Source organism: Arthrobacter liuii (assembly GCF_014639275.1).
GTDB classification, from domain to species: domain Bacteria; phylum Actinomycetota; class Actinomycetes; order Actinomycetales; family Micrococcaceae; genus Arthrobacter; species Arthrobacter liuii.
On sequence record NZ_BMFW01000029.1, the window covers coordinates 1 to 20,756 of the forward strand.

Genomic DNA, 20,756 nt, shown 5'->3' on the forward strand with positions numbered 1-20,756 from the left:
GGTCAAGGCCGGGACGAGCATCACGTTCACCGCCCCGGCAAAACCCGGAACGTACACCTACCACTGCACCTACCACTCCAACATGCACGGAACTCTGACCGTCAAATGAGCCCCGACCAAGGCCACGGCCGCGACGCCGGTGACACAGGGAACACCAAACCGCTGAACAGGCCGCTGCGGAGCAGTGCCGCATGCCTGGTCCTGCGGGTCCTGGCCGCGGCCGCCCTCGCCGTGGACGCCGCCATACACTTCCGCCTTGCCCCCGGCTACCAGTCAGCCGCCCCGGAAGGCTTCGGCGAAGGCAATCTCTTCCTCGCCGAAGCCCTCACCGCTGCGGTGGCCGGGCTCTACGTCCTGATTCGCGGCAGCCGCCCGGCCTGGGTCCTGGCACTGCTCACCGCCGGGGGCGGGTTCGCGGTCCTGGTCCTCTACCGCTACATCGACATCCCCGCGTTCGGGCCCTTCCCCGCCATGTACGAACCTGTCTGGTTCTTCGACAAAACCCTCACCGCCACCGCCCAGGCCATCGCGACCCTCCTCGCGGCCACGGCGTTGCTTCTCCAGCCTGGGACCGGGAACGCCGCCTCCTGACCCATACCGGGGCACCTGCGCTGGCCGACAGAGCTGGGGGCCCGATGTTGACCTGTTGTCAGAAATCGGGGCGGCTCAATCGGCGCTTCACGGCGACGGGCAGGCCCAAGAACGCGATGATGAGCAAGAGCGCACGGCGCCGGCCGCAATCATCCCTGTTGGAAGGGCTGTGCCGGTACTGGGGCTGTTACCGGCCTGGGCAACTGGCAGGGAAGCTGTGGGACTGCCGGTGCCGGCGGTGAAGGTAAAGGTGCCTTCGATGGCGTGGCCATCGGCGGAAGCAATCCGCCACGTCACCGTGTAGTTGCCCTCCGGCGCATCAGCCTTGACTGCCTGTCTAACGTGGTTGTCGACGATCATGACGGGCCCATCGGCCCGGTCCACTCCCGTGGCGTCTACAACCCGGACCAGGGATCCGATGGCAAGGGGTGTGTGATCGAACGTGAGCCCTATGTCTGCGGGAACAGTTCCGACCACGGAGCCGTTGGCCGGGTCGGTGCTTTCGATAGAGTTATGGGCTTGTGCTGCGATGGCTGGAAGCATTAGGAACGCTGCGATGGCGCCAGCAGGAAACTCACCGCCGGGGGTGACTGCGCGGGGGGCCTTGAAGTTGGAGGAAAGTGCGAGTCATGACGACGGGAGAGGCGCACCGCTTCGGATGCCCTGGGTTCGTGCTGACGTTCGGCGTGAATTGGTCGCCCATACCGAATCCGGGAATTGCCCTGCCCTCCCCGCGGTGAGGTTCAGCCTTCACAGTCGGTGCAGTACGAGTGGCCGTCCTTCTACAGGGCAATCAGGGTTGAGGCCGCGGGTGCAAGGGCGGCATCGACGAGGATTTCTGCCGCGGCACGGGCCTGGCGGGCTGATTCCGCGCTCCCTGCTATCGCAGCGGTCGTCACTGCGCCCTCGGCGAGGATCGCCAGTTGCGGGGCAAGCGTCTCCGGTGCCCCACTAGCGGTCGCGACGCGAGCCAGGTACTCCTGGAACTCCTTCTTTTGGGCACGGACGATTGCAGGAATGCGCCCGGAAATCCCTCCGAGCTCACCAAAAGAGTTGATGAAGGCGCACCCGCGAAACCCCTCGGAGGTGAACCATCCGGCCAGGAAATCAAAGACGGCCAGCAAACGCTCCCTCGGCACCTGCGTTGACTCCACCTGCGCCCTGAGATTTGCCTCCCAGGTACCGCGCCAGCTGAGGAGCACCTCTTCAACGATGTCTTCTTTGGACGGGAAGAGCCGGTACAGACGCTTAAGCGAGACCCCGGTGACCGCGCGCAGCTCATCCATTCCCACGGCAGTGAATCCCCGGGCATAAAACAACGGACTCACGGTTTCGATAATCGTCGCCCGCATCACCGCGTCCTCGGCAAGGACACGGTCGGCGGCCCAGTGGTCTTCTTCAGTCACAGCCTTCACTTCTTCCGATTCGCTTGCGTGATCGACGCCTGTTCCTTATCCTAAGCGAAGGACCCGGGAACGAGCGTTCTCCTCGGTTTGGATCTGACGGTTGGTTCTATCCGTGGCCCGTTCGGGGCCGGCACTTGAAGGTGAAGGCACCATGGACACGCAGGCCCGCGACGCCCCAGCCCCTGAAGACCCGACATATCTCACCGGGTTACTGCAGGAAACCGGTGAGGGATGCCATGAGGCTTTCACGGAGTTCTACCGGCGCACCTCGCGGCGGGTGTTCGGGGTGGTGCGCCGTGTGGTGGTCGATCCCGGCCTCAGCGAGGAGGTGACCCAGGAAGTCTTTATTGTGGTTTGGCAGGACGCATCAAAATACGACTGCGTGTTGGGAAGCCCGACCGCCTGGCTGTTTACCATCGCCCACCGCAAGGCTGTGGACAAGGTCCGCTCGCACCAAAGCAGCATCAACCGTGACGCTCGATGGGCCGCCGCCTCCTGGACCCGCCCCGACGACGAGGTCGCCACGTCCTTCACAGACAGGATGGAAGCCCTGCAACTGATGGACTCACTGGCAGCATTATCACCGCTGCAACGCGAAGCGATTGTGCTCGCATACTTCGGCTCCCTCACCTACCGTGAAGTTGCTGAGAGTCTCTCCGAACCGCTGCCCACCATCAAGTCAAGGATCCGCGATGGTCTGAAACACCTCCGCGGTCAACTCGAACCCGCCTGAGGGTGCCGGCCGCCGCGGCCCGAAGACCGCCGTCGATCATCAGTTGAGCATTGCTGCGGAGAACACAGACCGCCGCGCTGTCCCCGGGCACCCGGTCGGCTCTTAGCGGGAGTTTACGCGGCAGTGTTTGCTGGAGAACAGACTTTCCCGTACGGTCTGGAGAACGAGCGTTTTCTGATATTCGTTGGAAGGACTACCTGATGTCGTTCATTACTGTCGGAACCGAAAACTCAGTCCCCGTGGAGCTCTACTTCGAAGACCACGGGCAGGGCCAGCCGGTTGTGCTGATCCACGGGTACCCGCTTGACGGGTCCTCGTGGGAGAAGCAGAGCGCAGCTCTGCTAGACGCCGGCTACCGGGTCATCACCTACGACCGGCGCGGTTTTGGCAAGTCCTCCAAGCCCTGCACGGGCCACGACTACGACACCTACGCCGCTGACCTGAACGCCGTGCTCGAAGCCCTCGATCTCCATGATGCAGTCCTGGGCGGGTTTTCGATGGGAACCGGTGAAGTGGGCCGATACCTCAGCACATACGGTCCTGACCGGGTGTCGAAGGCAGTCTTTCTCGGTTCGCTTCAGCCGTTTCTGCTGAAGACCGATGACAACCCTGCGGGGGTTCCGCAGGAGGTGTTCGACGGGCTGCTTGAGGCCGTAAAAGCGGACCGTTACGCCTTCTTCACCAACTTTTTCGACAACTTCTTTAACACCAGGGACTACCTTGGGGCCCGGCTCAGTGAGGAAGCACTCACCGCCAACAAAAATCTTGCCTATGCGGCATCGTCGTACTCATCGGTGTGGGCCCAGCCGACGTGGCTCACGGACTTCCGCGCGGACATCGCCAAAATCACTGTGCCGTCGCTTATTGTGCACGGCACCGCCGATAACATCCTGCCGATCGACTCGACCGGACGCGAGTTCCACAAAGCCCTGCCTGCAGCCGAATATGTGGAGATCGAGGGCGCCCCGCACGGGATGCTGTGGACCCACGCCACCGAGGTTAACGACATCCTCCTAAGCTTCCTTGCCAAGTAGCGGACAGAAAACGGAGAAGAACAATGACCGAAACGAACACGTCAGGCCGCGCGCAGCAGTTGAAAGCTCTGCACGAGGCCCCGGAGATCCTGCGGGTTGTCAACGTCTGGGATGCCGTCAGCGCGGCAACGGTCGCGGCACTGCCCCGGACGAAAGCGATTGCCACCGCAGGCCACTCCATCGCCGCCGTCCATGGCTACGCTGACGGCACAATGCCACTGGAAACAGCGCTGGCCGCGGCCAAGACAATCGTGGACGCCGTTGACCTCCCCGTCACGGCCGATCTTGACGATGGTTACGACAACCCGGCTGAGACGATCCGCAGGGCTATCGCACTGGGCGTTGTTGGTGCCAATGTTGAAGACCGGCTCCGGCCGTTCGATGAAGCAGTCGCCCGCGTGCACGCCATCATGGCTGCCGCCAACGACGAAGGCATCGCGTTTCAGTTGAACGCCCGCACGGACGCGATTGCACGTGGCGGTGACCGGCCCATCAAGGACAGCATCGATGACGCCGTCACCCGGGGCCGCGCGTTCCTTGACGCCGGTGCCGCACTGGTGTTCGTCCCGGGAGCACTCACACGGCAGGTCATCGAACCCCTGGTCGAAGGACTGGGAAGCGGAAAGCTCTCAGTCATCGGCGCACCGGGCGCCCTCCCCGCAGCCGAACTGCAGGAACTAGGAGTAGCCCGGGTCTCCTACGGCCCCTTCACCCAGCGCGTCGCCCTGCGTGCACTCAGGGACCTCGCCACCGACCTGTACGGGACCGGCGTTGTCCCCGCCGACACCCCGCCCCTGAATTAGGTACGTACCAAGCCCGGAGATTTGCCGCTGCGAATAGCAGAAACAGCCTTCCCAATGTATTCAGGAGAATAAGGGCTTGCAGTGTCCGGATCACCGAAGCTGGTCCCTGTACTCCGGGCTGGGCTGTTCCTTCTTACGGGCTGCACCGCAGGCGGTGCCCGACCCGCCCCGGCAGCGGCGGGTCCCCTGTCGACGGCGGATCTTGCCCATGCCCTGGTAGTGACGAAAATCGATCGGCTCGGGCGGCCGTTGGAAAACCTCATCGAGGTCTCCAGGACTCTCCAAGAGCGGGAAGTGGATCTGGTGGTACTGGATCAAAGCGTAAATACGTCCACCGCGATGGGGCAGATGTTCTTCCAGATCCTTGGCTCAATCGCCGAGTTCGAGAGTCCCGGGCAGATATCGTGCAGGTTGAAAATTACGGATTGTGCAGAGGAGTCTTGAGGGGGATGCGGTTTGGTGCAGGCGACTTCGGAAAGGTCGATGTCCCTACTCGTCTGCACAACACCGAAAACACGGGCCCAGCTGTGCAGACGGGTACTGAAAACGACACCCCTGCCCGCGTCAAGGGTTCGGTAAGCGTTTTCCAAATCTGCCCGAAACACCGTGCGGTCGTTTCCCGGCGTCCCGCCGCGGGAAGGCGGGACGCGTACATGGGGAGCCCTGTTCGGGCCGCAGCCATTGTCAGCTGCTTCTGGCAGGATGGACCGGTGACGATTACTGCAGCGGCTGATGGTTCGGCCTTGGGAAACCCGGGTCCGGCCGGTTGGGCCTGGTATGTGAATGACGATTGCTGGCGCGCCGGCGGCTGGCCGCACGGTACTAACAACCAAGGTGAGCTGATGGCCGTGCTTGACCTCCTGCGCGCCACTGCGCACCTGCCCGGCGAAGACCTGCGCATCCTTTGCGACAGCCAGTACGTGATCAATTCAATCACCAAGTGGATGCCGGGCTGGAAGCGCAAAGGCTGGCGCAAGGCCGACGGAAAGCCCGTCATGAACGTGGAACTGCTGAAGGAACTCGACCGCGAACTGGCGGGCCGCACCTACATATTCGAATGGGTCAAGGGCCACGCCGGCCACGACCTGAACGAGGCTGCCGACGAACGGGCCAGGGCGGCGGCCACCGCCTACCAGCAGGGCGTGGCAGCAAGGTCAGGGCCCGGATTCCCCGGCGGACACCACCCAGGTGTTCACCATGAGGGCACGGCCGGGCATTCCCTGGACGCGCAGTCGCAGACAGGTGTGGGCCTCCCGCCTGCCACGCTGGACATCCCAGCGGCTGCCCCCGCGGGTCCGGCGGCAGCACCCGGCAGAAACACGCCTGCAGGCGCCGGCAGGCGGCCCAGGGCCACTCCTGAGCCGGTTTCCGCCTTCGATGAACTGGACCTTTTCAGCCAACTGGACAACGAAGCCCTTGAAGTGGCGGAGGCAACGCAGCAGGCCGGTTCCATCCCGCCCGAGGCATTGGTGGAAGAGCTCGAACGTGAGCTGCTGGGGCCGCTGGTGCGGGGGGATATCGGCCGGACCGCCGTCCTCCTGCACCCGGACTTCATGGAGATCGGCAGCTCGGGAAGGGTGTGGACGCGGGATGCCATGATGATGGCCCTCGAGGAGGACCCCGGTGAGCGGACCGAGATCGAAATTCTTGGTGCTGACCGCATCGGTGCCGGCGCGGTACTGCTCACATATCGAAGCTTCGCGCGCTCCGGCTCCACGCTGCGCAGCTCCCTTTGGGTCCTCGATGGCGGCCGGTGGCGGCTGCGGTTCCACCAGGGAACTCCGGAGGCATAGGCCGGTTTCAGGGGGACGGTTGGGTCAGCTGAACCGCTGGGTGTTTCCCTGCTCCGCCTGGGCATAGGTCGCCGCCGCAGAGGCCAGGGCAGTGTTGATGGAGGCGAGTGACGCCTCCACCCTGCCCTGGGTGATGGTCCATTCGGTAATGAGAGCCTGGAAGTTGGTGGCTGCGGAACCGCGCCATGAACCCTGCAGCTCGTCCAGTCCGCGCTTCATCGTTTGCACGTCCGCGCTGATCCGGTCCACGGTGGCCTGCACGTTGGCGGACTTGAGCTGCAGCAATTCGGTGTCGACGGAAATAATGCTCATGGCTGTGCCCTTTCGATACGGCGGGCGGAACGCCCCCGCGCCCGGCCGTTCCGGGCTGCTGGGACGAGCCTACGGAGCAGCGGCCGGCGGGAGCCATGGCCGGCGGCTATATGTGGATAACCGATCCGTCGCTGCCCTTGGCTTCCGCGGTACTGGCCTCCGCTGCTTCCTGTCCGTCCACGCCGTCATCGCGTGGCGCGTCTTCACGGCGTGGAAGGCTGACCACCAGCGTGGCGCCGCCGCCGTCGGTCTTCTCCACCCGCACCGAGCCGCCGTGGGAGCCAACGATTGCCGCCACGATGGCGAGCCCAAGGCCGCTTCCGCCCGTCTCCCGGGTGCGGGAGGTGTCAGCCCGGTAGAAGCGTTCAAAGACCTTGGCTGCGTCCTCTTCCGAAATGCCCGGCCCATGGTCCCGTACTTCGATGACCGACCGCTCCTCGCCGTCGGTCCCTCGGATCCCGACGGCGAGTTCAATGGGGCTGCCCTCCGGGGTGTAGCGCAAGGCATTGCCCACCAGGTTGCCCACCACCTGGCGCAGCTTGGCCTCGTCACCGAGGACCGGGGCCGGGGCCGCCGGTCCGCCGTCGAGCCCGGTTAGCGAGATCACCCTGGAACGGTCGCTGGCCTGGGTGTCCACCACGGCGTCGTGGGCAATCAGCTGAAGGTCCACCGGCTTCTGCTGGAGGGGCCGCTGCTCATCGAGGCGGGCCAGCATGAGCAGATCCTCAACCATGGAGCCCATGCGCTTGGCTTCGCTTTCGATCCGGCCCATTGCCGTGGCCACGTCTTCGTCCGTGGCAAGGGCACCGTGGCGGTACAGCTCGGAGAACCCGCGGATGGTCACCAGGGGAGTGCGCAACTCGTGGGATGCGTCGGCTGCGAAGCGGCGCATCCTTGCTTCCGAGGCGGTTCGGGCCGCGAACGCGGTCTCAATATGCGCCAGCATGGCATTCAGGGAGCGGCTTAGCCGGCCCAGTTCGGTGGCAGGGTTCCCCACCTCCACGCGGCGGGACAGGTCACCGGCGGCAATGGCGGCAGCCGTCTTCTCCACCCTTGCCAACGGCCGGAAGGACCGCGACACGGTCCAGCTGGCAATGAGTGAGGCCAGCAGCAGCGTCAGCAGGCCCACTCCGGTGACCACCAGGGTGGCATGCTTGAGGACGTCGTCCACGCTCGCCAGAGGCAGCCCGATGACCACCACGGAAGTGGTTGGGCCGTTCTGCACCGGCACTGCCACGACCCGCCAGTTCTCCCCGTCCGTCCCACGGACCTGGAAGGGGGCCAATCCACGGGCCTGGGCCTGCTCCACGGTCATGGCGCTGATGTCCGGGTGCTCGTCAGGGTCCCCGCCGAACGTGTAGGGCTGCTCGCCTGGAGCGAAGAGCATCAGCGAGTAGTCCGTGGGAATGGAGCTGGGCGCCTGCAGTTGGGTGAACGAGCGCTGTTTCCGGGCAGAGTCGACGGCGGCGTTCAGCTTGTCGTCCACCTGCCCCTGGAGGTAGCTGTGCAGCAGTGTCAGGGTGACCGCTCCGGTCACCGTCAGGGCCACGATCAGCAGGGCCATGATCATGGCCACCAGCTGGGACCTGAGCGAGGCCGACTTCCACCGCTTCAGCAAGGTCAGCGCTTTTCGGCCGTCCGCAGCACGTAGCCCACGCCGCGCTTGGTCTGGATCAGGGCCGGCGCCTCGGGGTCGATGTCCACTTTCCGCCGCAGGTATGAGATGTAGGACTCCACGATGGAGGCGTCACCGTTGAAGTTGTACTCCCAGACGTGGTCCAGGATCTGCGACTTGGACAGGACCCGGTTGGGATTGAGCATGAGGTAGCGCAGCAGCTTGAATTCCGTGGGGGAGAGCTCAATGACGGTGCCGCCGCGGCGCACCTCGTGGGCGTCGTCGTCGAGTTCCAGGTCGTCCACGCGGATGACGGCGTCGTCGTCCAGCAGGGGCTGCGTCCGGCGGAGCACGGCCCGGATCCGGGCCACCACCTCGTCGAGGCTGAACGGCTTGGTGACGTAGTCGTCGCCGCCCACGGTCAGGCCCGTGACTTTGTCCTCGGTGTCGTCCTTGGCCGTGAGGAAGAGGACCGGGAAGTGTTTCCCGGAGGCACGGAGCCGGCGGGTCACCGTGAAGCCGTCCATGTCTGGGAGCATGACGTCCAGCACGGCCAGGTCAGGGGCCTGCGTGTCGGCGGCGGCGAGGGCATCGCGCCCGTTCGCAGCAGAGACCACTTCAAAACCGGCGAACCGCAAAGACGTGGAGAGGAGCTCGCGGATGTTGGGTTCATCATCGACGACGAGCAGCCTGGCTTCTGGACCGTTCTTGTTCATGCTCCCATCATGCTCCCAGTCTCTGGGAGTTGTCTGGATATTCGTTGTGAGCATGATGGTGGTGGGCTTGGGTTTACCAGTCCATCGTTCCCGGCTCACCTTTGAACGGCCCCACAACCCGGCTGGTGATCCAGCCCCCGTAGAACCGGCCGGGCTGGGCACTTACCCGCTCTCCGTCCACTTCGCAGTAATCCATGCGGCCCGGGTAGACGGCCACCCGGTCAGCCAGCGCCTCGAACCCGAAGGCCGGGTCGGGGTAGGACCACGCAGCGCCGTCCGCTTCCTTACCGCCGCCGCGCACTGTCAGGTACTTGGCCGCACCCTTGAATTCGCAGAAGCTGCTGCCTGCAGCGGGCTCCAGCGCGCCGGGGACGAACGCTGACTGTGGGATGTAGTAGACCGGCGGATGGCTGGTCTCAAGTACGCGCAGTGAGTCGGTGGTGTCGAGGATCAGCTCGCCGCCCAGGACGATGCGGATCCGCTCCGTGCTGGGTTCGATCCGCGGGGGGCGGGGATAGTCCCACACGGATTCCTGGCCTGGTCCGGGCACCGCCCGAACGATTCGTGTGCTCATGCTTCCAGTGTGCGCGCCGCAGACGCAGCAGGCACGGTGGGATTCCTAGTCCGCCGCATGGACATCCTTGGAGTCCATGATCCGGTAGGCATACCCCTGCTCGGCAAGGAACCTTTGCCGCTTGGCAGCGAAGTCCTGGTCCAGGGTGTCCCGTGCCACCAGGGAGTAGAAGCGGGCCGCCCGGCCGTCCCTCTTGGGCCGCAGGAGCCGGCCCAGCCTTTGCGCCTCCTCCTGCCGGGACCCAAAGGAACCCGAGACCTGGATGGCCACCGAGGCCTCGGGCAGGTCGATGGAGAAGTTGGCCACCTTGGACACCACGAGGGTCTGCAACTCCCCGGACCGGAACGCGTCGAAGAGCTTCTGCCGAACCTTGACGGAGGTGTCGCCCTTGATCACCGGCGCCTGCAGGCGCTCGCCGAGGTCGTCCAGCTGGTCGATGTACTGGCCGATCACCAGGAGCTGCTCGCCGGCGTGCCGTGCCACCAACTGCTCCACCACCAAGGTCTTGGATTCCGAGGTGGCGCACAGGCGGTACTTGTCCGCGTCATCGGCCATCGCGTAGGCCACCCGTTCGTCCTTTGGCAGGTCCACACGGACCTCCACGCAGTCGGCAGGTGCGATGTAGCCCTGCGACTCGATGTCCTTCCAGGGCGCGTCATACCGTTTGGGCCCGATCAGGCTGAAGACCTCGCCCTCGCGGCCGTCCTCCCTGACCAGGGTGGCAGTCAGCCCGAGGCGGCGTCGGGCCTGCAGGTCGGCGGTCATCCTGAAGATCGGTGCCGGAAGGAGGTGGACCTCGTCGTAGATGATCAGCCCCCAATCGTGGCCGTCCACCAGTTCCAGGTGCGGGTAGATGCCGCCGCGCTTGGTGGTGAGCACCTGGTAGGTGGCGATGGTCACCGGCCGGACCTCTTTCAGGGCGCCGGAGTATTCACCCACTTCGTCCTCGGTGAGGGAGGTGCGCCGGAGCAGTTCGTCCTTCCACTGCCGGGCGGCCACGGTGTTGGTGACCAGGATCAGCGTGGTGGTGGAACCGGTGGCCATAGCCGCGGCCCCCACCAAGGTCTTGCCGGCGCCGCACGGCAGCACCACCACTCCGCTGCCGCCCGCCCAGAAGTTCTCAACGGCCAGGCGTTGGTATGGCCGGAGTTCCCAGCCGTCCTCGTTGAGCGAAATCAGGTGCGGGGCGCCGTCGACGTAGCCTGCCAGGTCCTCCGCCGGCCAGCCCAGCTTCAGCAGCAGCTGCTTGAGCTGCCCTCGTTGGGAGGCATGCACCACCACCGTTTCGCCGTCGATCCTCGGCCCCAGCAGCGGCGCAATCTTCTTGGCCCGGACCACTTCCTCCAGGACGGGGTAGTCATCCGTCCGCATGACCAGCCCGTGGCGCGGATCCTTTTCGAGGCGCAGCCGGCCGTACCGGGACATGGTTTCCTCGACATCGACCAGCAGCGAATGGGGGACCGGGAAGCGGGAATACTTCAGCAGCGCGTCCAATACCTTTTCCGCGTCCAGTCCGGCGGCACGGGCGTTCCACAGGCCCAGCGGAGTCAGCCGGTAGCTGTGCATGTGCTCGGGCGCCCGTTCCAGCTCCGCAAAGGGCGCGATGGCGTGCCGGGCCTCGGTGGCCAGTTCGTGGTCCACCTCGAGGAGGATGGTCTTATCACTTTGGACGATCAGGGGTCCGTCGGTCACGCGGGGAATCCTTTACTGGCGCAGTTCCTCTGCGGCCTCGATATCGATAATGCGGTGCACGGACAGTACCCGTTCGGTGTCCTTGGCAGGATCAAACACGCGGACTCTTCCGCCGCTCACTGATAGCGGAACGACAACTTCAAGGCTGGAATTCCCCAGGCTGTCCACCACGTTCATGTGGATCCGTTGCTTCAGCCGGATGGCCCTTTGCAGCGCCTCAAGCCCCAGCTGGGTGGCTGCCTCGCTGCCGGCCGCGGACACGGGGTGGTGTCCGACGGCGGCGCCCGCCTGCCGCAGGACGTTCAGTTGGGCTTCCACCTCCTCCGCCGGAGGCGCCGTCCGCGGGGCGGTATAGACGGGGCGCAGGCTTTCCTGCGGTGTGGAAGGCCGATGATGTGCAGCGGGTTCGGCGCCGTCCACGGTCGGTGACAGGCCCAGGTTACGGAGTGCGGCCGCGAGTTCACGCGGGGGTGCCGTGGACGTCAACACCGTGGCGGAAAGGCTGGCCAGGCCGAGCTGGGCGGCTTTCGGCCCGGCCAGCAGTTCGCGGAGGGCCGCTTCATCATCGCTTTGGATAAAGCTCGCAGCCGTGCCCACGCGGAGCCTGCCGTGCCGCGAGGCGGTGTCCTCCACCAGATACGCCAGTGGCTGCGGCACGGCGGTGGCGGAGTGTTCCCTAAGGAACGCCAACAGGCCGGGGGCGTCGTAGCCGTCGTCGAGTGCCCGTTTGATGGACTCCGCCGAGAACCGGTAGATGGTGGCCGGGCCCTGGCCCTCGGCGTCGGCCATCACCAGGAGCTTTTCGGTCAGCGACGGAGCGAGGTAGCCCGGGGCAACAGCGGTCAGATCCGCCTGCAGCAGGACATGGTTCAGCGCAGCAGGCAGGTGCTCACCCAGGATGGCAAGGGCGGCATCAGGGTTGTCCTCGGCCATAGCGCTCCCCAATTGGCTCAACGCCCCCGAACCCACCAGCCCCAGCAGTTCCGCCTCGGCGAGGACACCGCGGATCAGGGAACTGAACCGCCGGGCCATCCGCGGCTGTGACCATTCCGCGCGCTGCAGGACGGCTGCGGCATCAAGCACAGGCGCGGCGCCGTCCGGAGCCGATGCCTCCCGGGTGAGTTCCTGCAGGATCTCCAGGATGCGTTTGCGGACCACCGGTGCGTCGGGCCGTTGGGCCCCGGCAGACAAGGCGGCGATGGTGGTTCCGGACGCAGACCGGCCGGCCGGTGTACCTGCCGCCGAATTCACTGGCTGGCCCACCATCGATGGCACGCGTTCGCTGGCCAGCCAGGCGTTCACCAGCCACAGCCATTGTTCCTGCCGTGGAAGGACGAGCCATTCCAGTTGCGGCGGCTGGACCCACGACGAGGAATCGACGTCGAGGCGGATCAGGCCGGCAAGGCCGCACAGCTCCAGCAGCCGGCCCACCGCGCCCTGGTCAATCCGCAGATATTCAGCCAGGCGCCGTATTTCGCGGACGCCCACGCCTCCGCTGCGCAGCGTGGCAAGCGGGTGTTCCCTGACGGAATGCAGCATCTCGGCGACCAGCCGCAGGGTTTCCGAGATTGCGCTCAGGGCCGCATTCCTGCGCAACGCCGCGGTGGTCCGGCCGAGCTCCGGGACCGGTGGTGCAAGGGTGAAGTCGTTGATGATCGCGCCATCGCGCAGGGCCAGCCCCACACTGTGCGGCAGTTCCACGTGAGCGGCGTCCAGCGGAACCAGCAGCCCGCGCGCAAGGAGCCAGTCAACGGGGCCGACGTCGGCGCCCTCCGTCGTGACCGACGCCTTCCGTTGCGCCTGGGGGACGGCACCCATGGCCCAGTTGCGGAACCTGGCGAGCAGCGCCGTCGTCCGTTCCGGCGCGCCGGCGAGGATGTCCCGCAGCGCTTCGGGGGAGGAGGTCCAGTGCTGAAGCGCCAGCGCCGCCTCCATGGGCGTGGTGGCGTCGTGGACCGCGAACCCGCTGCGGTGCAGTTCGGAGACCAGCTGTACCGCCCGCTGGGCGAAGGCCGGCTGGAGGCGGACCAGTTCTGTGTAGCTGCGGCCCAGGCCGGCCGGATAGATTCCCACCACGTCCTTGAGGGAGCCGACCGGCAGGTAGAATTTTTGGCCGGCGGTTTGGGCGGAGGTGCCATGCGGGGGAGCGGCAGGATGGGCCAGGGCAAGCTCCTGCAGGGTCCCCATGATCTGTTCGATGGTGGCCAGGGACGAGCCCCGGACCAGCTGGTGCAGACCCTCTGCCGAGGCGCTGTGCCCGGTGTCAGTGTTGGTGCACAGATGCAGGGTTTCAAGGACCTGCATCTGCGGCCGGTTGAGCCGCTCGAGGGCGCGCTGGACACTGACGCGGGAACTGGCGCGTGCCGCCAGTGCGGCGAAGTCCGGAACGGAAGGGGAAATAAGGTCCGGCCGCGCGGCGAACAGCGCCCGCAACGAATCATCGCTGCGTGCCTCCAGGTCCTTGCCGAGCGCGCGAATGAGGGACATCAGTCCAACGTTACCGCGGCTCCCGCCTTCCCGCCCGCCGCCGGGCGGCAACGCCTTCCAGCACCAGGAGGAGCATCAGGATGAACGCCGCCGGCAGGCCGTACAGTGCGGTGTAGGTGACCCAGGCGGGAGCTACCGAGCCGGCGAAGGCAAGGGCCATGACCGTTCCCACAGCTATGAGGGAAAGAACGGCAATAACTGCGGCGAGGACCGTCAGCGGCCGCCGGTAACGCGAGGGTGTCATGGACGTAACGCTACAGCGGCCGGAGCGGTGCGGGTGAAAGCCGAACGCTGTGCGCCCGGGGCGGAACCGGGCTCCACGAAGCAGGATTAGGGCACGCGGCAGGATAACCTTGAAGGATACAGACCAACGCGGTTTGCGCTTGCCATACCTTGAACCCGCACAACTCTGCGGATGCGGTGGCAGCCGCCCGTGTCTCATGACAGCAGAACGAAGAAGGTTGATTACGTGCCTACCGGCAAGGTCAAGTGGTATGACAAGGACAAGGGCTTTGGGTTCCTCGCGGGCGAAGACGGCCAGGAGGTCTTCCTGCCCAAGTCGTCGCTGCCCGAGGGCGTGACCGAGCTGAAGGCCGGCACCCGCGTGGAGTTCGGCGTGGCAGACGGCCGCAAGGGCGCCCAGGCCCTTGGCCTGCGGGTGCTGGACAAGACCCCCTCCATCGCCAAGGCCAAACGTCCCAGCGCGAAGGACCTCGCACCCCTGGTGCAGGACCTGGTGACCGTCCTGGACAACCTGTCCGGGACCCTGTCCAAAGGCAAGTACCCGGACGGCAACAAGGGCAAGGCCATCGCTGCCGCCCTGCGCAAGGTTGCCGACGAGCTGGACGTTTAGGCACCCATGAACCCCCAATCTGAACAGCCGGGCACGCCGGTGCAGGAACAGGCTGCCAAGGCCGCGCCCAAGCGCAAGGCAGGCGTGCCGGTGTGGCGTACGGGCAAGCCTGACGCCTTCCTGGCCGCGGCCGTTGACACTGCCCGGACCGCGGTGGAGGGCATCACCCCGGCCGCCACCATCGGTCCGCACCTGGCGGCCAAGAGCGAGGGCGACCGGCTGGTCACGCACCTGTTTGAATCCCGGCTGCCAGGCTACGCGGGCTGGCAGTGGTACGCGGTGCTGACGCGCAACTCCCGCTCCAAGGTGGTCACGGTCAACGAGCTGGGCCTGCTGCCGTCCGGGGATTCCATCCTTGCGCCGGAGTGGGTGCCGTGGGCCGAACGCGTCCGGCCCGAGGACGAGCAGCAGCAGGAACCGGAAGCGGACGCCCAGGAAACAGGCGAAGCCGCGGAGCCCGATGCTGCGGATCAGCAGGCAGATGCGGCTGCCGGCGATCCACAGGACGACGACGGCACGCAGCCAGGAGCCTAGCCGCACCTTCGCCGGAAACCCGGCAGCCCCTTCCGCGGGGAACAACGAAAACGGCGCCGTCCGGGATGAACCCGGGCGGCGCCGTCGTACGTTTACTGGGTCTGCCTGCGCGCAGTGCCTACTTGCGCAGCTCGCCCACCACGAAGTCGATGCTGGACAGCAGGGCCGAGACGTCGCTGGGCTCGATGGCCACGAAAGTGGCGATGCGCAGCTGGTTGCGGCCCAGCTTCCGGTAAGGCTCGGTGTCCACGATGCCGTTGGCCCTCAGGATCTTGGCCACTGCTGCGGCATCAACCGACTCATCGAAGTCGATGGTGGCGATGACGTTGGAGCGTTCCTCCGGCTTGGCCACAAACGGGGTGGCGAACGCGGATGCTTCGGCCCAGCTGTAGATGCGGCCGGCGGAGTCTGCAGTGCGCGCGGTGGCAAAGTCCAGGCCGCCGTTGGAGTTCAGCCACTGGACCTGGGCGTCCAGGGTCACCAGCGTGGACAGCGAAGGCGTGTTGTACGTCTGGTTCAGGCGGGAGTTGTCGATGGCGGTCTGGAGGTCCAGGAAGTCCGGGATCCACCGGCCGCCGGCCTTGATGCGGTCAGCGCGCTCCAGCGCGGCGGGGGAGAAGAGGCCAAGCCAGAGGCCGCCGTCGGAGGCAAAGTTCTTCTGGGGGGCGAAGTAGTAGACGTCGCTCTGGGTAACGTCCACGTCCAGGCCGCCTGCAGCCGAGGTTGCGTCCACCAGGACCAGCGATCCCTCGTCGGCTCCGGATACCCGCTCGACCGGGGCGGCCACGCCGGTGGAGGTTTCGTTCTGCGGCCAGGCGTAGACGTCCACGCCGGCCTCGGCCCGGGCTGCAGGACGGGTGCCTGGCTCGGACTTGATGATTGAGGAAGCTTCCAGGAAGGGCGCCTTGTTGGTGGCTGCGGCGAACTTCGACCCGAACTCGCCGAACGACAGGTGCTGGGCTTTCTTCTCCACGAGGCCGAAGCTCGCGATATCCCAGAATGCCGTGGAGCCGCCGACTCCCAGGACGACCTCGTAGCCCTCCGGGGCACGGAAGAACTGGCTCAGCCCTTCACGGACGGACCCGACCAGGTTCTTGACCGGGGCCTGCCGGTGGGAGGTCCCGAGGATGGTCCTGGATGCTGCTGCCAGCGCATCGATCTGTTCCGGGCGGACCTTTGACGGGCCGGCGCCGAACCGCCCGTCCTGGGGCAGGAGGTCGGCGGGGATCGTGATGCTGGTGTCGCTCACAGGTGCTCCAATTCGGCAGGGACGAACAACTTTGGTCCGGACGGGCGGATAGTGGTGGCCGGCAGCGCGCGGTGGCGGCGCTGCAGGCCTTCCCCATTCTGCCTGAACAGCGGTGGGGGCGGCAGCCGGCGGGGCCAAAGTCCAGACAATGAGACGGGGCCGCCCAGGCGCGGCTGTTCAAGGCGCAGCTATTCGGACAAAGTCAAAATAGGCTAAGCTTGCCCCCGGATTACCTCGCGGAAAGAGGCGATACGGTGGGACAACGCAAGGTACTGCGCTCGAGGAGCTGAGCTGGATGACGGATCTGATCGACACTACGGAGATGTACCTCAGGACCATCCTGGAGCTTGAGGAAGAAAACATCGTCGCCCTCCGGGCCCGTATCGCCGAGCGCCTGCGCCACTCCGGCCCCACCGTCTCCCAGACCATCGGCCGGATGGAACGCGACGGGCTCGTGGTCGTCTCTGGCGACCGTCACCTTGAACTCACGGACACGGGCCGCAAGCGGGCGACCGAAGTCATGCGCAAGCACCGGCTCGCCGAACGCCTGCTGGCCGACGTCATCGGCCTGGACTGGGCCTACGTCCACGACGAAGCATGCCGCTGGGAACACGTGATGAGCGAGCGCGTCGAACGCCGGATCTACGAGATGCTGGGACACCCTACCGAGTCGCCCTACGGCAACCCCATCCCGGGCCTCGCCGCCCTGGGCGGGCAGCCCGCCGCAGGCTTCGCCGATGGTGCCATCAGCCTGGTGGAAGCGATGAAGAGCTACGGGCCCGCCTCCGCGGTGACTGTCAGCCGGTTGGCTGAACCAATCCAGGTGGAACCGGAACTGCTGGCGCAACTGGACGAAGGCGGGATCCGCCCCGGCGCTGTTGTTGCACTGGAACGCGTGGGTGATTACATCTCCGTCCGGGTGTCCGGAATCGAAGGCGCACTGGAGTTGCCCCCTGAGGTGGCTGCGCACGTTTTTGTTGCGGTCCGCCAGCCCTGAGCCGGGTGCCCATACCCCAGTGCGGCGCTTCCACGCAAACATAACGGAATTGTTACCTAGGGTCTTAAGGCCCTATAGTGGACCCGAGCGTTGATACTGAAGCGTTACCCGATCCGGAGCCGAGCTCTGCCAGCGGATCAGGTGCACGAGTCGTAACTGGCAGAGGCGGGGGAACCACAACCGGCAGCGGGGGACTGCCTTGGGGTGAAGTCCGTCAGCAGCAAGCCTCGCCAGCGAAGGATTCTTCCGGGAACATCCCTGTGCAGAAGCTTGCCCTTGGCGGACCGGGTCTTTGATCTCTCTGACCCGAATCCGACAGCTAACTCCGCAGGCTTTTCCAGAGAGGAACCCTTCTTGACCATGCAGACCCCCCGGGGCCGCCGCCGCGCTGCCGGCCCCCCTTCGGTACCCCGGGTTGTCGAAGTTGCCGCAGCGGAGCGCCCCCGCGACCCGCATCGCGACGCGCGCCGCCGCCGGGGCCCGTTCCGGCAGGTGACGGAATTTGCCGCCGCCAGCGGCATCGGCCAGAAGGCTGGTATTGCCCTGGCCGCCACCGGCCTGGTCCTGACAGTCGCAGTGCCGGCCACCAGTCCTGTCATGGCCACGGACGCCTCCGGCACTGCCCCGGTGGCAGCCTCCGCCGTCAGTGCACCGCCCCAGATCTCCGCCGATGTCGGTGCGCAGATCGACTTCAGCCGCTCAGCCGTGGTCACCCAGGCCGACCCGGACGGGAAGCTAAAGCAACTCCTGAGCGCCCAGTCGGCCGGCTCCGTGACCCGTGCCGCTTCGGCCGGCACCCTGGCCGCACCGCTCACGTCCCTCGTAACTGCCTCGCCTTTTGGTTACCGCGTCAGCCCGATTACCGGCGGTTCCGGTGACTTCCACCGGGGACAGGACTTCGTGGCCCAGTGCGGGACCTCGGTCCTGGCTGCCGCGACGGGCACAGTGACCTTCGCCGGCTGGCACCAGTTCGGCGGCGGAAACCGCGTTGTCATCGACCACGGCAACGGCCTTGAGACCACCTACAACCACCTCTCGTCGTTCAACGTCAAGGTGGGCCAGACTGTCTCCCGCGGAGAGGTTGTGGCACTGAGCGGTACTACGGGGGCCTCCACCGGCTGCCACCTGCACTTCGAGGTGCAGGTCAACGGTGAAGTGGTCGATCCGATGGGCTGGCTGTAACCGAATGATTGCTCACTCTCAGATCGCCGTGACTCGCCGTGACCTGAATGTGACATTGAAACAAAACTGCTGTACCGTCTAACTCGCGCCAACTTTTCCGAAGTTGACGCTCTTGAGTGGATTGCCTAACTCTGCCACCGCTCAAGGTCCGTTCGCATTTCATCGTCTGGCAGGGGCGGGGGAACCAATTTTGGCCTTCACCTTAGAAGGCCTTGGGGTTAAGTCACGAGCTTCCCAGGAAGCAGTGTGGCCGGGTGACTCCCATCCGAATCCGACAGCTCACCTCGCAGGCATTGGGAGAGGCTACCTTCGTGTCTTCACGCCATCATTCTGCGCGCCACCGTGCGCAAACGGTTCGCACCAACCCCCTGGACGCCGTGTCCAAGGCCGTAAGTGCAAATGCCGGGACCGTAGGCCGCCAGGCTGCCGTTGTGGCAGCGGCTTCGGGCCTCATCCTGAGCATGGGACTCCCGGCCACCGCAGCTGACACCACTGCCGGTGTCTCTGCCTCCACCGAGTCCGGTTCGGCCCAGACGGCCCTCGCCGTCACTGCCGCACCCACGGCCACCGTTTCCTTCGAACGTCCCGCCGTCAAGACCACCGCTGCTCCAAAGGTGGAAGCGGTACGCACCCAGTCCACCGCGTCGGCGGACCGCGCCGCCACCGCGGGCCAGGACGCGACTCCGGCTACCAAGGCAACCGAGACCGTAGCCTCTGCTGCGACCTCAGGCATCGCCGCCATCGCCTACACCGGCATCGGCCACTCCTACGTGTGGGGCGGCACCAGCCCCATCACCGGCTGGGATTGCTCCGGGTTCGTCCAGTGGGCCTACGCCCAGGCCGGGATCAGCATCCCCCGCACCAACGCGTGGAACATCATGACCCCCACCTCCACCCCCCAGCCGGGTGACCTGGTTGTCCAGAACGGTGGCGCGCACGTGGGCATCTACGTGGGCAACGGCATGATGGTCAGCGCACTCAACCCCTCCCAGGGCACGCTGCTCCACTCGCCTGCCGCCACCGGTACCTCGTCGTACTACCACCTCAACAAATAGTTCTTGGGCTCCATGCTCCAAGGGCTATTTCTTTGCCCAAAGCTTTTCCGCTAGAAACCACACCCCCGTTCAGGACGCGCCGACATACCCCCAAGATGCCGGCGCGTCCTACAGCCTCGGGCTGGCCACAGCCGTCCTGAGGAAAAACGAAAGAGAGAACTGATGACGACTCGTGCTACCGCACGGCACCGCGCCGAGGTCACCAAAACCAACTCAATCGCTGTTATTGCCAAGGCTGTCAGCGACAACGCCGGCGGCGTGGGCCGCCAGGCTGCGGTTATCGCGGCTGCTTCCGGCCTGGTCCTGACCAGCGGCATCGCGGCAAACGCAGCCGACGCCAACGTCAAGCGTGACTCCGCTCCCGCATCCGCGCTGGAAGTTGAAACCGCTGTCGACGCCCCGATTTCCGCGGCTTCCACCATTGCGATCACTTACGAAAAGCCCGCTGTGACCACCACGCCGGCCCCCGTCGTCGAGCCCGAGCCCGCTGTCCAGGTCCAGGAAGCTGCCCCCGCTCCTGCTCCCCAGCCCGTTGCCGCTCCCAAGGTCACGGCCAAGCTTGCCACCGCCGCTGCCCCGGCCGCTCCAGCAGCCCAGGCTTCGGCCAGCGGCAAGGGCGCTGCAATCCTCTCCGCCGCCTACGCCCAGCTTGGTGTTCACCAGGATTGCACCATGCTGGTGACCAACGCCTTGGCCGCCGTCGGCATCCACTTCCATGACTGGCCCGCCGGCTACCTGTCGCTGGGCGACAGGGTGCCTGCCTCGCAGGCCCAGCCCGGTGACCTGATCTACTACGCCGATGGCGGCGGAGGGATGGCCCACATCGCTGTCTACGCTGGAAACGGCATGGCTGTGCACGGTGGCTTCAACGGCAATGACACCGTGGTGTTCAGCGCGAACGTCGGCTCCGGGCCGGTTTTCATCCACGTCAGGTAGGCATTCTCCCTGCCCAGGCAGCCGCGACTAATCCCGCAGAGGACCCCCGCCAGACTGGCCGGGGTCCTTTCGGATTTAAAACAGGCTGCCCCGGTGCCGTTGCCTTTCCCTTTCTTTGGGCCCTGAATGGGCTCCGGGCGGCGATTACCTGATTTTGCACTTCTCTGTTTACTCTTGTGATGTCGATCCATAGC

Annotated in this window: 23 protein-coding genes and 2 riboswitches; of the genes, 13 read left to right on the plus strand and 10 right to left on the minus strand. The window is 65.8% G+C overall.

Annotation, left to right across the window (positions count from 1 at the left end; translation table 11 throughout):
* Both IEW19_RS24300 and IEW19_RS19030 read left to right on the plus strand, forming a co-directional pair.
* Positions 1-109: cupredoxin domain-containing protein (locus IEW19_RS24300; protein ID WP_188573155.1), on the plus strand; the 109-nt coding region annotated here is incomplete at its 5' end.
* Positions 106-591 (plus strand): hypothetical protein, encoded by a 486-nt coding sequence (locus IEW19_RS19030; protein WP_229748592.1) that lies wholly within the window; start codon positions 106-108, stop codon positions 589-591. The genes IEW19_RS24300 and IEW19_RS19030, both read left to right, overlap by 4 nt.
* An 87-nt stretch (positions 592-678) precedes the next feature.
* On the opposite strand, the gene IEW19_RS19035 is transcribed toward IEW19_RS19030, so the two are convergent.
* Both IEW19_RS19035 and IEW19_RS19040 read right to left on the minus strand, forming a co-directional pair.
* Positions 679-1,134: a copper resistance CopC family protein gene (locus IEW19_RS19035; protein WP_229748593.1), complete on the minus strand. Its 456-nt coding sequence runs from the start codon at positions 1,132-1,134 to the stop codon at positions 679-681.
* A 239-nt stretch (positions 1,135-1,373) separates the two neighbouring features.
* Positions 1,374-1,997, minus strand: coding sequence for a TetR/AcrR family transcriptional regulator (locus tag IEW19_RS19040; protein ID WP_308420017.1), 624 nt, complete (start codon positions 1,995-1,997; stop codon positions 1,374-1,376).
* 151 nt (positions 1,998-2,148) lie between these two features.
* On the opposite strand from IEW19_RS19040, the gene IEW19_RS19045 reads away from it, so the two are divergent.
* From IEW19_RS19045 to IEW19_RS19065, 5 genes are all read left to right on the plus strand, one after another.
* On the plus strand, positions 2,149-2,730 hold the full coding sequence (locus IEW19_RS19045; RefSeq protein ID WP_188573156.1) for a sigma-70 family RNA polymerase sigma factor: 582 nt from the start codon (positions 2,149-2,151) through the stop codon (positions 2,728-2,730).
* A gap of 200 nt (positions 2,731-2,930) precedes the next feature.
* Complete coding sequence (locus IEW19_RS19050; RefSeq protein WP_188573157.1) at positions 2,931-3,764, plus strand: alpha/beta fold hydrolase; 834 nt, start codon at positions 2,931-2,933, stop codon at positions 3,762-3,764.
* Positions 3,765-3,787: 23 nt separating this feature from the next.
* Positions 3,788-4,567, plus strand: a complete 780-nt coding sequence (locus IEW19_RS19055; protein WP_188573158.1) for an isocitrate lyase/PEP mutase family protein — start codon at positions 3,788-3,790, stop codon at positions 4,565-4,567.
* A gap of 81 nt (positions 4,568-4,648) precedes the next feature.
* Positions 4,649-5,011, plus strand: coding sequence for a recombinase family protein (locus IEW19_RS23990; protein ID WP_188573159.1), 363 nt, complete (start codon positions 4,649-4,651; stop codon positions 5,009-5,011).
* 266 nt (positions 5,012-5,277) lie between these two features.
* Positions 5,278-6,360, plus strand: a complete 1,083-nt coding sequence (locus tag IEW19_RS19065; RefSeq protein ID WP_188573160.1) for a ribonuclease HI family protein — start codon at positions 5,278-5,280, stop codon at positions 6,358-6,360.
* A gap of 24 nt (positions 6,361-6,384) precedes the next feature.
* On the opposite strand, the gene IEW19_RS19070 is transcribed toward IEW19_RS19065, so the two are convergent.
* From IEW19_RS19070 to IEW19_RS19100, 7 genes are all read right to left on the minus strand, one after another.
* Positions 6,385-6,672, minus strand: a complete 288-nt coding sequence (locus tag IEW19_RS19070) for a WXG100 family type VII secretion target (RefSeq protein WP_188573161.1) — start codon at positions 6,670-6,672, stop codon at positions 6,385-6,387.
* A 106-nt stretch (positions 6,673-6,778) separates the two neighbouring features.
* Entirely contained in the window at positions 6,779-8,290 is a 1,512-nt protein-coding gene (locus IEW19_RS19075) for a sensor histidine kinase (protein ID WP_188573162.1), read from the minus strand.
* Positions 8,291-8,292: 2 nt separating this feature from the next.
* On the minus strand, positions 8,293-9,003 hold the full coding sequence (locus IEW19_RS19080) for a response regulator transcription factor (RefSeq protein ID WP_188573163.1): 711 nt from the start codon (positions 9,001-9,003) through the stop codon (positions 8,293-8,295).
* 73 nt (positions 9,004-9,076) lie between these two features.
* A complete protein-coding gene (locus IEW19_RS19085; protein ID WP_188573164.1) occupies positions 9,077-9,577 on the minus strand; it encodes a DUF427 domain-containing protein in 501 nt (166 codons plus the stop codon).
* 45 nt (positions 9,578-9,622) lie between these two features.
* Complete coding sequence (locus IEW19_RS19090) at positions 9,623-11,269, minus strand: DNA repair helicase XPB (RefSeq protein ID WP_188573165.1); 1,647 nt, start codon at positions 11,267-11,269, stop codon at positions 9,623-9,625.
* A gap of 12 nt (positions 11,270-11,281) precedes the next feature.
* On the minus strand, positions 11,282-13,756 hold the full coding sequence (locus IEW19_RS19095) for a helicase-associated domain-containing protein (protein ID WP_188573166.1): 2,475 nt from the start codon (positions 13,754-13,756) through the stop codon (positions 11,282-11,284).
* A 10-nt stretch (positions 13,757-13,766) separates the two neighbouring features.
* Complete coding sequence (locus tag IEW19_RS19100; protein ID WP_188573167.1) at positions 13,767-14,000, minus strand: hypothetical protein; 234 nt, start codon at positions 13,998-14,000, stop codon at positions 13,767-13,769.
* Positions 14,001-14,225: 225 nt separating this feature from the next.
* On the opposite strand from IEW19_RS19100, the gene IEW19_RS19105 reads away from it, so the two are divergent.
* Positions 14,226-14,609, plus strand: coding sequence for a cold-shock protein (locus IEW19_RS19105; protein WP_018762148.1), 384 nt, complete (start codon positions 14,226-14,228; stop codon positions 14,607-14,609).
* Positions 14,610-14,615: 6 nt separating this feature from the next.
* Positions 14,616-15,143, plus strand: coding sequence for a DUF3027 domain-containing protein (locus IEW19_RS19110; protein ID WP_188573168.1), 528 nt, complete (start codon positions 14,616-14,618; stop codon positions 15,141-15,143).
* Between the two features lie 118 nt (positions 15,144-15,261).
* Here the strand turns inward: IEW19_RS19110 and serC are convergent, their stop codons facing one another.
* A complete protein-coding gene (gene serC / locus IEW19_RS19115; protein WP_188573169.1) occupies positions 15,262-16,392 on the minus strand; it encodes a phosphoserine transaminase in 1,131 nt (376 codons plus the stop codon).
* A gap of 295 nt (positions 16,393-16,687) precedes the next feature.
* Here serC and IEW19_RS19120 point away from each other — a divergent pair, with 295 nt between their 5' ends.
* From IEW19_RS19120 to IEW19_RS19135, 4 genes are all read left to right on the plus strand, one after another.
* Positions 16,688-17,389 (plus strand): iron-dependent transcriptional repressor DtxR, encoded by a 702-nt coding sequence (locus IEW19_RS19120; RefSeq protein WP_188573170.1) that lies wholly within the window; start codon positions 16,688-16,690, stop codon positions 17,387-17,389.
* 138 nt (positions 17,390-17,527) lie between these two features.
* A riboswitch (cyclic di-AMP (ydaO/yuaA leader) is annotated at positions 17,528-17,739 on the plus strand.
* A gap of 10 nt (positions 17,740-17,749) precedes the next feature.
* Positions 17,750-18,571 (plus strand): M23 family metallopeptidase, encoded by an 822-nt coding sequence (locus IEW19_RS19125; protein WP_188573193.1) that lies wholly within the window; start codon positions 17,750-17,752, stop codon positions 18,569-18,571.
* Between the two features lie 128 nt (positions 18,572-18,699).
* A riboswitch (cyclic di-AMP (ydaO/yuaA leader) is annotated at positions 18,700-18,878 on the plus strand.
* Between the two features lie 70 nt (positions 18,879-18,948).
* The gene (locus IEW19_RS19130) at positions 18,949-19,626 is read left to right on the plus strand and encodes a C40 family peptidase (protein WP_188573194.1); all 678 of its coding nucleotides are present in this window, start codon (positions 18,949-18,951) and stop codon (positions 19,624-19,626) included.
* Positions 19,627-19,788: 162 nt separating this feature from the next.
* Entirely contained in the window at positions 19,789-20,562 is a 774-nt protein-coding gene (locus IEW19_RS19135; protein ID WP_188573171.1) for an NlpC/P60 family protein, read from the plus strand.
* Positions 20,563-20,756 lie beyond the last annotated feature (194 nt).